Source organism: Eubacterium sp. 14-2 (assembly GCF_000403845.2).
In the GTDB taxonomy this organism is placed as follows: Bacteria; Bacillota; Clostridia; order Lachnospirales; family Lachnospiraceae; genus Petralouisia.
In genome coordinates, this window is record NZ_KE159567.1 from 934,446 (window position 1) to 949,141 (window position 14,696).

Below are 14,696 nucleotides of genomic sequence, written 5' to 3' on the forward strand. Positions count from 1 at the left end.
TATGAAATCAAAAGGCTCCAACCATGCACGAAGTATATTGGCGCATATTGTACTGATTATCCTGTCGTTTATGTGTCTGTTTTTCTTTTATATTCTGTTTATCAATTCCACGAGGTCCCATGGAGATTTGCAGAAAGGTTTTTCTGCTCTGCCGGGAAATTATTTTCTGGAAAATCTGAAAAATGTGGCTAACGACGGTACATTTCCCATGTTTCGGGGGATTTTAAACAGCCTGGTGGTTTCCGGCTGTTCAGCGGCAATCTGTACATATTTTTCGGCATTGACAGCTTATGGCCTTTATGCGTATAATTTTAAATTAAAGAAAGCGGCCTTTACTTTTATCATGGCAATCCTTGTGATGCCCACGCAGGTGACAGCAATGGGATTCCTGCGGTTAATTACAAATATGGGAATGTATGATTCCCTGCTTCCGCTGATTATTCCCTCCATTGCATCTCCGGCTGTATTCTATTTTATGTACAGCTACCTGCAGTCCTCCCTTCCCCTGTCTCTGGTGGAGGCGGCAAGAATTGACGGTTCCGGGGAATTTCGGACTTTTAACCAGATTGTGATTCCCATTATGAAGCCGGCCATTGCGGTACAGGCAATCTTCACCTTTGTGGGTTCATGGAATAATTATTTTGTTCCGGCACTGGTGATTCAGTCCAAAGATAAAATGACGGTGCCCATACTCATTGCGACCCTTCGCGGTGCGGATTATATGAATTTTGATATGGGTAAAATATACATGATGATTCTGGTGGCAATTGTTCCAATTATCCTGGTGTATCTGTTCCTGTCAAAATATATTATTGCAGGCGTAACCCTTGGCGGAGTAAAGGAGTAATGACGGGAAGTTTTACAGAAAAAAAGTTGCTTTTAATATAAGGTTCAGTTATGTTTGAAGCCTGAAGCAGTATAAAATGAAACGAAGGAATCCAACTCTGTGTGAAAGCAATATATGATGGGTTGGATTCTGTTCGTGTCAGAAAATAAGATTGGAAAGGAGAAAGTATGGCGGTATTACAACAGGTCCACAGTGGTACAATGGAAGAACGTCCATCTAAACGGGAAATCCTGCATGGAAAACTGGCCGGAAAACTGGCAGCGGAAGGCATGGTTCTTCTGAAAAATGAAGGGGTTCTTCCCCTTAAAACTTCTGCGCCCGCAGGGTTGTTTGGCGGAGGCGCAGTCAGAACGGTGAAAGGCGGAACTGGTTCCGGGGACGTGAACAACCGGGAAAATATTTCTGTTTACCGGGGACTGAAAGAGGCAGGGGTTCCCATCACCAGTGAAGAATGGCTGATAGATTACGAGAAGCGTTATGAGGATGCCAGGAATGTATGGAAGGAAAAGGTGCTAAAGGACGCCGAAAAGATGGAAAATCCTTTTGACGCCTATGCCCTGAATCCATTTTCCATGCCGGAGGGCCGCAGTATTTCAGAAGAAGATGTGAAAGGCGCTTTGACGGCGCTGTATGTAATCAGCCGCATTTCCGGCGAAGGGAAAGACCGCAGCAGAACAGAAGGGGATTATTATTTAAGCAGACAGGAGCGGGAGGATATTCTGTTTCTGAACCGTCAGAACATGCCCATTGTGCTGATTCTGAATGTGGGAGCACCAGTGGAACTGACGGATATACTACAGGAGGCAGAGAATATAAAAGGGATTCTGCTTATTTCCCTGCCGGGACAGGAGGGAGGACACGCGGCGGCCAACGTGTTGCTTGGAAAATCTGTACCTGGAGGAAGGCTGACAGCTACCTGGGCAAAGCGCTATGAAGATTATCCTTCGGCGGAGGAGTTTGGAGCCCTGAACGGAAATCTGGAAACAGAGGAATACCGGGAAGGAATTTATGTGGGATACCGGTATTTCAGCAGTTTTGGTGTACAGCCCCTGTTTCCCTTTGGCTACGGACTTTCCTATACGGACTTTTCCGTGGATTTTGACAGACTGGAAATTACGGAAACAGGCGCGGAGCTTATCGTTACTGTGAAAAATATCGGGAAAATTTATGCAAGCCGGGAAGTTGTACAGGTCTATGTAACATTACCTCAGAAAGAGATGGAAGAAGCAGAGTGTTCTGCGGCTGATGAGGAAAGGATAGGGCTGTCGTACCTGTTTGGGCCTCAGGGGAAAGAATGCTACCGGCTGGCCGGATTTGCCAGGACGGGATTACTGCAGCCGGGGGAATCCCAACAGCTCAGAGTTGTCACAGACCAGAAACAGATGGCTGGTTTTTCAGAAGAACAGCAGGCCTGGATAGTGGAGAAAGGTTCTTATGGGTTGTGGCTGGGAAAACATGCAGAATCTCTGGAACCGGCGGCAATTCTTACAGTACCGGAGTCTGTGGTGCTGGAGCGTACGGAAAGAATACGTCCGGCACAAAAAGTTCTGGAAGAATTTGCCGAACCGAAATCTGTGAAGGAGAATGTCTCAAAATGGTTGAAAATGGCAAAAAAGCAGAAGACGCCAGAATTTCTGTTCCATCCCCGCGGGGAGCAGAACCGGGAAACGAAATATTCCGTGACTCCGATGCCCGGCGGGCAGGGAGGAAGTAAGGAAGAGCTGAAAGGAAAGGAGCAGGAACTGTCCGTTGAGGAGTTGATTCCTCTTTTATATGGAAATGTTGTAAAGGGAGCCAGTACTCTGGGCTCATCGGGCGTCCGGGTGCCGGGTTCAGCCGGGGAGACCACGGAAACGCTGGAACATAAATATGGTGTACGTTCGCTGATTATGGCGGATGGGCCGGCGGGGCTGCGCTTGCGCCAGAGCTATCAGGTGGACCGGAAATCAGACTCTGTGTATGGGGTGGGAGTTCTGGGCTCTCTGGAGAACGGTTTTCTGGAGGAAATGGAATTTCATGAGGATGCGGACACCTATTATCAGTATTGTACGGCTTTTCCCGTGGGGACAGCGCTGGCCCAGACCTGGGACGTGGATTTAATGAGAGAATTTGGCAGAGCTGTGGCTCTGGAGATGGAAGAGTTTTATGTGGATCTGTGGCTTGCGCCTGGGATGAATATTCAGCGGAATCCGTTGTGTGGAAGGAATTTTGAATACTATTCGGAGGACCCTTTCCTGTCCGGAAAAATGGCGGCGGCAGTTGTTTCCGGTGTGCAGGCAGATGGAAATTGCGGTGTTACGGTGAAGCATTTTGCCTGCAATAATCAGGAAGATAACCGGATGAGTGTAAATGTCTGTATTTCCCCGCGGGCCTTACGGGAAATTTATCTTCGTGGGTTTGAAATTGCAGTCAGGGAAAGCCGGCCCGTTGCTGTTATGTCCTCCTATAATCGTATCAATGGCTTTCATGCAGCTAATTTTGGAGATATCTGTACAGGAGTCCTGCGGAAAGAATGGGGATTTGAAGGTGTGGTAATGTCTGACTGGAATACAACAGTTCCGGCGGACGGAAGCATTTCCTGGAAATGCGCCGTTGCCGGAAATGATATTATTATGCCGGGAAATCCCCAGGATGATGAGAATATCCGGCAGGCCTGTGAGAGAGGAGAACTGTCAGAAGAAGCAATCCGAACCTGTGGGAGACGGGTGCTTGCCATGATCCGGAAACTGACATAAAGCCTCCGGACATAAATCAGATGTCGTTTTTTCTTATAATACGGCAAGGATTTCCGCAGGCGATGGTATTGTCCGGAAAATCTCTGGTGACAACGCTTCCGGCTCCTATGACAACATTATTGCCGATGGTTACGCCCGGCATAAGGATGGCGCCGCCTCCCAGCCATACATTATCTCCGATGACAACAGGGGCAGTCTGTGTTTTACAGAATTCAAAAGAACCGTCTTCCCTGGCGGGTCCGAACCGGTTCGCTGCATTTGTGGGATGGAAGGCGGTATAAATCTGGACATTGGGCGCTATCAGCGCGTTATTTCCGATGATAATTTTATTATCGTCCAGAAACGTACAGTTCATATTTACTTCGCAGTTATTTCCAAAATAAATATTATTGCCGTAATCCACATAAAAGGGCGGGGTAATCCACAGATTTTTACCCCGTCCGCCCAGCAATTCATTCAGAATCCGTTCTTTTTCTTCGGAATCTGCAGAATCCGTTTGATTGTAATTCCTGATTAAATCTTTTGCTTTATGCCATTGGGTCAGCAGCTCTGTGTCTCCGCAGTCATAGAGCTGGCCTGCCAGCATTTTTTCCCGTTCTGTCATAGTCTGGTTTCCTTTCGTAATCTGAATTGATAAATCAATTATACGGTAAAATTCTCTCCATGTCACCCTTTTTCGCCGGAACCGGGGCTTAAAACAGCAGCCTGTGTAAATCCAGGTTGACAAAAAGACAAATATTTTGTATGATAAAGGAACTTTAACGGTTTAAAGTGCGAAAAGACAGATTACGGAGGGATAAGAAATGAGTGCGGAACAGTGTAATAAGAGAACATTAATGGATTATTGTCCCGATATCAAGGTTGTGGATTGTACGCTGAGAGACGGCGGACTTGTAAATAATTTTGCTTTTACGGATGAGTTTGTCCATGATTTGTATGAAGCGAATGTAAAAGCCGGTGTTGATTATATGGAATTTGGTTATAAAGCCTCCAGAGAACTGTTTGATCCAAAGGCCTTTGGAAAATGGAAGTTCTGTGAAGAAAAAGACATCCGGGCTGTTGTGGGGGATAATCGGTCGCCTTTGAAAATTTCTGTGATGGCGGATGTGGGACGCTGTAATTACAAAAGGGATATTCTGCCGAAAAAGGACAGTGTCATTGACATGGTGCGGGTGGCCACTTATATCCATCAGATACCCACAGCCGTTGAAATGATTGAACATCTGAAAAAGAAAGGGTATGAAGTTTGTGTAAACATTATGGCGGTTTCCAAAGTAAATACCGATGACCTGGACGCAGGCCTGGAGCTTCTTGCAAGAAGCTCGGTGGACACCATTTACCTGGTGGACAGCTTCGGGTTCTTCTATCCGGAGCAGATTACAAAGCTGTCTCAGAAATACGTGGAGATTGCGGAAGCCAACGGAAAAAATGTGGGAATCCATGCCCACAACAATCAGCAGCTTGCCTTTGCCAATACCATTGAAGCATGCCGTATGGGAGTCAGCCTGCTGGATGCCACAGTCAGCGGCATGGGACGGGGAGCCGGGAACTGCTTTATGGAGCCGCTGCTCAGTTTCCTGAAAAATCCCAAATATGATGAAATTCCCATCATCCGCTTTGTGGAAAAACATATGCTGAAATTAAAGGCAGAAGGCGTGGTATGGGGATATGATATTCCCTATCTTGTAACAGGTATTCTGAACAGCCATCCTTCCACAGCCATTAAATTTATCAGAGAACAGAGAAGCGATTACTGTAATTTCATGCAGGAACTGCTGGATCTGGAGTAAGCGGCAGCCGGAGAATCCTGCATTGCAGGATTCTTTTTCTGTCGGTGTGATACGGACCGGAAGACAATTTCTGTGATGCAGGAAAGTTCATGTCAGTTTTGAAAAAAGTGCTGGTATTTTTATAAGAAGTGTGCTATACTTTTAAAATGATTGTAAGTTAGGGAATCAGGCTTTATAATAGTAAAAGTTATAAGGATTACCACATATATTAAGGAGGAAATCGTAGCAATGAGCGTACAGGTAGAAAACTTGGAGAAAAATATGGCAAAACTCACCATTGAGGTTCCGGCAGAAGAATTGGAAAAAGCAATTCAGAATGCATATATGAAGCAGAAAAGCAGAATCAGCCTTCCGGGTTTCCGTAAAGGAAAAGTGCCAAGACATATGATTGAGAAAATGTATGGCCCGGAAATTTTTTATGAGGATGCTGTCAATGAGCTTGTTTCTCAGGAATATCCCAAAGCGGCTGACGAGTCCGGACTGGAGATTGTTTCCCGGCCGGAGATTGGTGTGGAACAGATTGAAAAGGGAAAGAGTTTCATATTTACTGCAGAAGTTGCTGTGAAGCCGGAGGTGACTCTGGGCAAATATCTGGGCGTTCCGGTGAAGAAGACGGATGTGGCTGTAACAGAAGAAGAGACAGACGCTGAAATAGAGAAAGAGCGTGAGAGCAATGCCAGAATGATTACCGTGGAAGACCGGGCAGTGGCTGACGGAGATACGGCGGTGATTGACTATGAAGGCTTTATGGATGGAGAAACATTTGAAGGAGGAAAGGGTGAGAACCATTCTCTGGTTATCGGTTCCCATACCTTTATTGATAATTTTGAAGAACAGTTAATTGGAAAAAATACCGGTGATGAGCTGGAAGTCCATGTAACATTCCCGGAAGAATATCATGCACCGGAGCTGGCAGGCAAACCTGCAGTATTCCAGGTGAAAATCAATGAGATTAAGACCAAAGAGCTTCCGGATCTGGACGATGAATTTGCACAGGACGTTTCGGAATTTGACACCCTTGCAGAATACAGAGAAAGCGTTGTGAAGAAACTGACAGAGCGCAAAGAGAACGAAGCAAGACATGCAAAAGAGGAAGAAGCAATTCAGAAGATTATCGAAGATTCTCAGATGGAGATTCCCGATGCAATGGTTGATACCCAGACCCGTTCCATGGTGGATGATTTTGCTAACAGAATGGCACAGCAGGGACTGGGAATGGAGCAGTATCTGCAGTTCACAGGCTCTACCGTTGAGCAGCTGATGGAGCAGATGAAGCCGGATGCGCTGAAACGGATTCAGTCCGGCCTTGTACTGGAGGCCATTGCAGAAGCAGAGCACATCGAGATATCGGATGAAGATGTGAACGCTGAAATTGAAAATATGGCCGGAATGTATAACATGGAAGCTGACAAGCTGAAAGAAATGATCGGCGACAATGAGAAAGAAAACATGAAGAAAGATCTGGCAATTCAGAAGGCTGTGGATCTGATTGTGGAGAAAGCAGAAGAACAGGCAGAATAAGCATAAGACATGTACCATATCTGGGGATTGGGAATAAGGAGGAATATGGAATGAGTTTAGTACCTTACGTCGTTGAACAAACCAGCAGAGGAGAACGGTCCTACGATATATATTCCAGGCTGTTAAAAGACAGGATTATTTTTCTGGGAGAGGAAGTAAATGAAACCACAGCAGGACTTGTTGTGGCACAGCTTCTGTTTCTGGAATCGGAAGATCCGGGGAAAGATATTCATTTGTATATCAATTCCCCAGGAGGCGTGGTAACAGCAGGACTTGCAATTTACGATACCATGAATTATATTAAATGCGATGTGGAGACCATCTGCATCGGACTGGCAGCAAGTATGGGTGCATTTCTTCTGGCGGGAGGAACCAAAGGCAAGCGCTTTGCCCTTCCCAATGCGGAAATCATGATTCACCAGCCCTCCGGTGGAGCCAAAGGCCAGGCAACAGACATTCAGATTGTGGCGGATAATATTCAGAAGACAAAACATCGTCTGAATACCATCTTATCTGAAAATACAGGGAAACCATATGAAGTGATTGCAGCAGATACGGAACGTGACAATTATATGTCTGCGGAGGAAGCAAAAGAGTATGGCCTGATTGACGGTGTCATTACAAACAGAAAGTAAGAAATAAAAGAACTGAGGGGACAGCGGGCATTTGCCACTGTCCCTTAAGTGCACAGGGATTTATACAAAGGGCAGTTCCGGCTGCAGCATGTGTCCTGTGCAGCAGGCAGGGAAAGCAGCTGGCTTCCCTGTTTAATCTTGAAGAAAAGGAAGAACGGAGTGAAGAAATGGCTGGGAGAATAGATGACAGGATTCGCTGCTCTTTCTGCGGAAAGACAGACGGGCAGGTCCGCAAATTGATTGCAGGGCCAAATGGGGCATATATATGCGATGAATGCGTAGATATTTGCGCAGAAATTATAGAAGAGGAACTGGAAGAAGAGGAAAATGTCCAGCAGGAAGTGGAAGAAATCAATCTTTTGAAACCGGTGGAATTAAAAGAATTTCTGGACGAATATGTAATCGGACAGGAGGAAGCCAAAAAAGTGCTTTCTGTTGCAGTATACAATCACTACAAACGAATTCTGGCGCCGGCCAATCTTGGGGTGGAACTGCAGAAGAGCAATATTCTGATGCTGGGACCCACGGGCTGCGGCAAGACGCTGCTGGCTCAGACACTGGCAAGGATTCTGAACGTGCCTTTTGCCATTGCAGACGCCACAGCACTGACGGAAGCCGGATATGTGGGAGAAGATGTGGAAAATATTCTGCTTAAAATTATTCAGGCAGCGGAGTATGATATTGAGCGTGCCCAGAGAGGCATTATTTATATTGATGAAATTGATAAAATCACCAGAAAATCCGAAAATCCTTCTATTACCAGAGACGTGTCCGGCGAAGGCGTGCAGCAGGCGCTTCTGAAAATTCTGGAAGGGACCGTGGCAAGCGTTCCCCCTCAGGGCGGAAGGAAGCATCCCCAGCAGGAACTGATTCAGATTGACACCACCAATATTCTGTTTATCTGCGGAGGCGCTTTTGAAGGTCTGGACAAAATCGTGGAAAACAGAATGGATCAGAAGTCCATGGGATTTAATGCGGAGATTGCAGACAAAAGAGAAAAAAATCTGGGAGTTATCCTGAAACAGGCATTGCCTCAGGATTTTGTAAAGTTCGGTCTGATTCCGGAGTTTGTAGGGCGTGTGCCGGTAACCGTTTCACTGGAAGCCCTGGACAAAAATGCCCTGATGCGTATTTTGAAAGAACCCAGAAATTCTCTGATTCGCCAGTACGAAGCGCTGTTTGAGCTGGACGGCGTGGCCCTGACTTTTGAGGAGGAGGCTATTGAGGCAATTGCGGAAAAATCCCTGAAACGAAAAACAGGCGCAAGAGGACTGCGCGCAATCGTGGAAAAGGTACTGATGGATCTGATGTACCGGGTACCTTCCGACGAGTCCATTACCCACTGCCATATTACAAAGGCAGCAGTGGAAAATGAACAGGAAGTGGAGATTGCATTTGGCAGTGAGAGCAAATCTGCCTGAGGAGAGAAGAGATAAAATGAAGGAAGCGTACAGAAAAATTCCGGCAGTGGCACTTCGGGGAATGACTATCCTCCCCGGTATGGTGGCACATTTTGATGTGAGCAGAAGTAAGTCTGTCCGGGCAGTGGAAACGGCCATGATGGAAGATCAGACGGTATTTCTGGTGACTCAGAAGCACATTGAAAAAGAAGAACCGGAACTGGAAGATTTATATACCATCGGAATTATTGTGGTAATCAAGCAGGTCATCAAATTGCAGAATAATGTGGTTCGGGTGCTGGTAGAAGGCGAGACACGGGCCAGTCTGATTTCCCTGGAACAGGAGGAATACCTCAAAGCTGAGGTAGAACCCTTAAGCCGGGAGGAAGAACTTCTTCCGGTGGAAATTCAGGAGGCCATGATACGGGGCATACAGGAAACCTTTACCCGTTACTGTCTGCTGAATCCCAAACACGGGAAAGAAATTGCCAGACAGATGGCGGAAATATCCGAGCTGGAAAAGCTGTTAGACTACATTGGAAATAATCTGCCGGTGGGTTATGAGGAAAAACAGAAGATTCTGGAGGCAGATTCCGTTCAGGAGCGGTATGAAACACTGATGATTATTTTGTTGAATGAAATCAACATTATACAGATTAAAACGGAGTTTCAGACCAAAGTAAAGGAAAAAGTAGATAAAAATCAGAAAGAGTATATTCTGCGGGAGCAGATGAAGCTGATCCGGGAAGAGCTGGGAGAGGATAATACCATATCCGAAGCAGAGCATTACCTGGAAGAAACAGAAAAGCTCAATGCAGAACCGGAAGTAAAGGAAAAGCTGGAAAAAGAAGTGGAACGATTTAAAAATGTTTCGCTGAATTCCTCAGAAAGTGCAGTGATTCGCGGTTATATAGAGACACTTCTGGAACTGCCCTGGAACAGGGCGTCCAAAGACAATCGGAATCTGGAAGATGCGGAGCGTATTCTGAACGAGGACCATTACGGTATGGAAAAAGTCAAGGAGCGTATGCTGGAATTTCTGGCGGTGCGGAACCTGACAAAGAAAGGCGACAGCCCCATTATCTGCCTTGCAGGGCCTCCCGGAACGGGCAAAACCAGTATTGCCCGTTCTGTTGCCCGTGCACTGGATAAAAAGTATGTGCGTATCAGCCTTGGCGGCGTTCGGGACGAGGCGGAAATCCGGGGCCACAGAAAGACCTATGTGGGAGCCATGCCAGGAAGAATCGCCAATGGTCTGAAAAATGCCGGTGTAAAAAATCCTCTGATGCTGCTGGATGAGATTGACAAAATAAGCAGCGATTACAAAGGCGATACGTCTTCTGCTCTGCTGGAGGTACTGGACAGTGAGCAGAACAGCAAATTTCGGGACCATTATGTGGAACTTCCGCTGGATTTGTCAGAAGTTCTTTTTATTGCAACAGCCAATTCCCTGCAGAACATTCCCAAACCTCTGCTGGATCGTATGGAAATTATTGAGGTCAGCAGCTATACGGAAAATGAAAAAGCACATATTGCCAGGGAGCATCTGATTGCCAAACAGATGGAGAAAAACGGCCTGAAAGAGGGGCAGCTTACCATCAGCGATCATGCACTGGAGCATCTGATCAGCGGTTATACCAGGGAAGCAGGAGTCCGGAATCTGGAACGTAAAATCGGGGAAATCTGCCGGAAAGCAGCCAGAGAGATTTATCAGAAAAATAAAAAAACGGTCAAGGTAACGGACAGCAGGCTGGAAAAGCTGCTGGGAAAAGAAAAATATAATTATGATCTGGTAAATGAGACAGATGAAATCGGAATTGTAAGAGGACTGGCCTGGACAAGCGTGGGAGGCGATACCCTCCAGATTGAAGTAAATATTATGCCGGGGAAGGGAGAATTCCAGCTTACCGGGCAGTTAGGCGATGTGATGAAGGAGTCAGCCCGGACAGGAATCAGTTATATCCGTTCTGTCAGCGAAAATTACGGAATTGACAAAGAATTTTTTCAGGAATGGGATATTCACATTCACATTCCGGAAGGAGCAGTACCAAAGGACGGTCCCTCTGCGGGAATTACCATGGCCACCGCTATGCTTTCCGCCATCACCAAACGGAAAGTCCGCAAGGATGTGGCCATGACAGGAGAGATTACGCTGCGGGGAAGGGTGCTTCCCATCGGCGGCCTGAAAGAAAAGATACTGGCGGCCAGAAATGCAGGAATCCGTACTATCTGCGTGCCGGAAAAGAATGAGCCGGATGTGGCGGAAATTGCACAGGAAATTAAAAAAGGCCTGGAAATTGTGTTTGTGGAAAACATGGAGCAGGTATTGGAGGCAGCCCTTCTGCCGGAATAAAGATTCTGTTTATAAATTAGTCTGAAAGAGAGAATAGTATGGTTATTAAATCAGCAGAACTGGAAACAGTATGCGGAATTACAAGTAAACTGCCGGACACAGACAGGCCGGAAGTGGCTTTTGCAGGCAAATCCAATGTGGGAAAATCGTCCCTGATTAACGGACTGATGAACCGGAAGGCTCTGGCGAGAACCTCTGCCCAGCCGGGAAAAACCCAGACCATCAATTACTATAATATTAACAGCTGTATTTATCTGGTGGATCTGCCAGGGTATGGATATGCAAAAGTGTCTCCCAAGGAGAAAGAAAAATGGGGACAGATGATTGAAAATTATCTGCATACTTCCAGACAGCTTCAGGTGGTATTTCTGCTGATTGATATCCGCCATGAACCTTCCGCCAACGACAGGCAGATGTATGACTGGATTGTCTATCAGGGATTTGATCCTGTTATCATAGCAACGAAGCTGGATAAGATTAACCGAAGCCAGGTGCAGAAGCATGTAAAAATGATCCGCAATGGCCTGCAGCTGAAGGAAGGTACTCCGGTGTTCCCCTACTCTGCACAGACCAGACAGGGACGGGAAGAAATATGGAATTTTATAGACGAAATACCGGAAGTTGCCAGGGTACTTGCAGAAAATCTGTCGGCGCCTGGCAAAAATGCAGGAAAACCTGCAAAATCTGGAGGAAAACGTGAAAAGAAATAAATATCTGTTTGTATTTTGCATGCTGCTTGCCATTACCCTGGCAGGCGGTATTTTTACGAGGATCTATATGAGTCTGGAGGAGCAGGCAGCGGAGGATGGAAAACTGAGGGTTGTGACCTCCTTTTATCCCATCTATATTGCCGCTGTAAATATTGTGGGAGACAGCGATGGGGTATGGCTGGAAAACTTAAGCGAGCCTCAAACCGGATGTCTGCACGACTATCAGCTCACACCTCAGGATATGATATTATTATCAAAGGCAGATTTATTTTTAGTAAACGGAGGCGGAATAGAAGGATTTCTGACAGAAGCAGGAGAAAACTGTCCGGCTCTTAAAGTGAAAGAGGCAACGGAGGGAGTGGAGCTGCTGGAGGAATATGGCAGCGGCTTTCATCCGGAAGAACATTCGGCACAGGAAGAAATTCACATACAGGAGGATCATATTCACGGAACAGAGAACGCTCATGGGTGGATGGATACCGGAAGATACCTGCAGATGGTCCGGAATATGGCAGACGCCATCAGTCAGATGGACCAGGAACATGCCAGGCTCTATCAGGAACATGCAGACAGCTACTGTGCGAAAATTACCGGGCTGACAGAACGGATTACAGGGCTGAGACAGAAGCTGGAAGGAAAAGCAGCGGGAGGGGCAGAAAAGGGCAATCCCTCCTCAGAATCCCTCAATGTGATTATTTTCCATGAGGCTTTCGCCTATGTGGCGGAAGAACTGGGTTTAAATGTGGTGTATTGTCTGAATCTGGATGAAGAGCGTCAGGTCAGCGCCGGAGAACTTGCCGATTTACTGGAGGAAATCCAGGAACACCAGGTTTCTGTGATTCTGGCAGAAGAACAGTATGGCAGAAAGCTGGGAGAAACGGTGGAATCGGAGACAGACTGCCAGGTATATTATCTGGATACCCTGGTGAGAGGCAGGTACGAGAAGGACAGTTACCTGGAAGCTATGGAGAAAAACATTGAGGTGCTGGAACAGGCGGACTGGTAAGTTGTCAGAAGAACAGGAGGACGGAAATTGCGGAAAATGATAAAACCCTGCGGGCTGCATTGCATTAAGGTAAAGCATCTGGGCGTAACCCTGGGCAGCCAGGTTATTCTGGAGGATATTAATCTGCATATTCACTGCGGCAGCCTGAATGCGGTAATCGGACGCAACGGCGCCGGAAAGTCCACTTTAATCCGGGCTGTTCTGGGGGAAATGGCCCATACGGGAAACATAGAGTTCAAAGACCGGGAAAACGGCAGGATTCAGAAAATGAAAATTGGTTATGTGCCCCAGTCTTTAAATGTGGAAAAGCAAACGCCTGTCAGTGTCTATGACATGATCGCTTCCTACCAGAGCAGCGCACCGGTATTTCTGAGGAAAAGCAGAAAAGTAAAAGAGAAGATTCTGGAACATCTGAGCATTTTTCAGGCGGAGCATTTGCTGGATAAGCAGGTGTGCAATCTGTCCGGCGGCGAGCTGCAGCGAGTGCTGCTGTCCATGGCGGTGATGGATTCTCCCAACCTGCTTTTGCTGGACGAGCCGGTGTCCGGGATGGATCAGAACGGAATGGAGCTTTTTTACCGGACGATTTATCAGCTGAAAGAAGCGTATGATCTGGCTGTAATCCTGATTTCCCATGACCTGGAGTACGTCAGAAAGTATGCTGATAAAGTGATTCTTCTTGATAAAACAGTGCTGAAACAGGGAAGTGTGAAGGAAGTATTCCAGAGCAGGGAATTTGCCGGAGTGTTTCATACAGGGGAAGAACCATTCATGAAACAGGAGGGTTCCCGGCAGGAACCGGAGGCAGTTTCCGGTGTGTGCCAAAGTGATGTAAACGGCAATAAGTCTTAATGGAAAAGGAGGAAAACAGATGGAGATTTTCTCCTGGATTAAGTATGATTTTATGAAATATGCCTTTCTGGCGGTGCTGATTATTACGCCTCTGTTCGGATTGATGGGAACTATGATCGTCAATCGGAAAATGGCTTTTTTTTCCGATGCACTGGGCCATTCCGCATTGACGGGAATTGCTGTGGGCGTGATATTCGGCGTGGAAAATACCAGTATCTCCATGGTGGTGTTTGCTGTGGTGTTTGCCCTGTGTTTAAATCAGATCAGCAGCCGGATAGCGGCGTCCACTGATACGGTGATTTCCGTATTTTCCTCCTGCAGTGTTGCCCTGGGTCTGGCGATTCTGTCAAAGGGAGGGAATTTCAGCAAATATTCCGGTATTCTGGTGGGGGATATTCTGAGTATTACACCGCAGGAAATATTATATCTTGTTTTGATTTTTATAATTACCCTTATATTCTGGCTGTTTGGATTTAACAGTCTGCTGGCAGTGAGTTTAAACCGCACTCTGGCGGCAAGCCGGCGTATTCCCGTTGCCTGGATGGAAAACCTTTTTGCAGTCCTGACGGCATTAATCGTTATGGTTTCCATCAAATGGGTGGGAATTCTGATTATCAATGCTCTGTTGATTCTTCCGGCAGCCTCTGCCCGGAACATATCTGAAAATATGCGGGAGTATCATTTCCTGTCCCTTTTGTTTTCCCTGTTTTCCGGCATACTGGGCCTGATTATTTCCTACTTTGTAAATGTGGCCACCGGGCCTTCCATTGTGATTATTGCTTCTGTGATTTATTTTTCCACTTATATGTGGGGCAGGAAATATAATGTATGAGTATGGACAGGGGAC

At 46.5% G+C, this 14,696-nt stretch carries 12 protein-coding genes; 11 read left to right on the plus strand and 1 reads right to left on the minus strand.

Annotated elements, in window-relative coordinates:
• Position 1: 1 nt before the first annotated feature.
• Both C805_RS11505 and C805_RS11510 read left to right on the plus strand, forming a co-directional pair.
• The gene (locus C805_RS11505; RefSeq protein ID WP_016214014.1) at positions 2-847 is read left to right on the plus strand and encodes a carbohydrate ABC transporter permease; all 846 of its coding nucleotides are present in this window, start codon (positions 2-4) and stop codon (positions 845-847) included.
• A gap of 167 nt (positions 848-1,014) precedes the next feature.
• Positions 1,015-3,582 (plus strand): glycoside hydrolase family 3 N-terminal domain-containing protein, encoded by a 2,568-nt coding sequence (locus C805_RS11510; protein WP_016214015.1) that lies wholly within the window; start codon positions 1,015-1,017, stop codon positions 3,580-3,582.
• 16 nt (positions 3,583-3,598) lie between these two features.
• Here the strand turns inward: C805_RS11510 and C805_RS11515 are convergent, their stop codons facing one another.
• Positions 3,599-4,186, minus strand: a complete 588-nt coding sequence (locus tag C805_RS11515) for a sugar O-acetyltransferase (protein WP_016214016.1) — start codon at positions 4,184-4,186, stop codon at positions 3,599-3,601.
• 199 nt (positions 4,187-4,385) lie between these two features.
• Between C805_RS11515 and C805_RS11520 the strand changes: the two genes are divergently transcribed.
• The 9 genes from C805_RS11520 (at position 4,386) to C805_RS11555 (ending at position 14,681) form a co-directional block, all read left to right on the plus strand.
• Positions 4,386-5,372 (plus strand): aldolase catalytic domain-containing protein, encoded by a 987-nt coding sequence (locus C805_RS11520; RefSeq protein ID WP_016214017.1) that lies wholly within the window; start codon positions 4,386-4,388, stop codon positions 5,370-5,372.
• Between the two features lie 228 nt (positions 5,373-5,600).
• A complete protein-coding gene (tig, locus tag C805_RS11525) occupies positions 5,601-6,893 on the plus strand; it encodes a trigger factor (RefSeq protein ID WP_016214018.1) in 1,293 nt (430 codons plus the stop codon).
• A gap of 50 nt (positions 6,894-6,943) precedes the next feature.
• On the plus strand, positions 6,944-7,528 hold the full coding sequence (gene clpP / locus C805_RS11530) for an ATP-dependent Clp endopeptidase proteolytic subunit ClpP (RefSeq protein WP_016214019.1): 585 nt from the start codon (positions 6,944-6,946) through the stop codon (positions 7,526-7,528).
• A gap of 167 nt (positions 7,529-7,695) precedes the next feature.
• Positions 7,696-8,949 (plus strand): ATP-dependent Clp protease ATP-binding subunit ClpX, encoded by a 1,254-nt coding sequence (clpX, locus tag C805_RS11535; RefSeq protein ID WP_016214020.1) that lies wholly within the window; start codon positions 7,696-7,698, stop codon positions 8,947-8,949.
• A 16-nt stretch (positions 8,950-8,965) separates the two neighbouring features.
• Positions 8,966-11,281: an endopeptidase La gene (gene lon, locus C805_RS11540; protein ID WP_031200961.1), complete on the plus strand. Its 2,316-nt coding sequence runs from the start codon at positions 8,966-8,968 to the stop codon at positions 11,279-11,281.
• 38 nt (positions 11,282-11,319) lie between these two features.
• Entirely contained in the window at positions 11,320-11,991 is a 672-nt protein-coding gene (gene yihA / locus C805_RS11545) for a ribosome biogenesis GTP-binding protein YihA/YsxC (RefSeq protein ID WP_016214022.1), read from the plus strand.
• The gene (locus tag C805_RS11550; protein WP_016214023.1) at positions 11,978-12,997 is read left to right on the plus strand and encodes a metal ABC transporter substrate-binding protein; all 1,020 of its coding nucleotides are present in this window, start codon (positions 11,978-11,980) and stop codon (positions 12,995-12,997) included. Before yihA ends, C805_RS11550 begins: the two co-directional genes overlap by 14 nt.
• A gap of 36 nt (positions 12,998-13,033) precedes the next feature.
• Positions 13,034-13,849, plus strand: coding sequence for a metal ABC transporter ATP-binding protein (locus tag C805_RS0104750; protein WP_242832682.1), 816 nt, complete (start codon positions 13,034-13,036; stop codon positions 13,847-13,849).
• Between the two features lie 19 nt (positions 13,850-13,868).
• Entirely contained in the window at positions 13,869-14,681 is an 813-nt protein-coding gene (locus C805_RS11555) for a metal ABC transporter permease (protein WP_016214025.1), read from the plus strand.
• Positions 14,682-14,696: the final 15 nt, after the last annotated feature.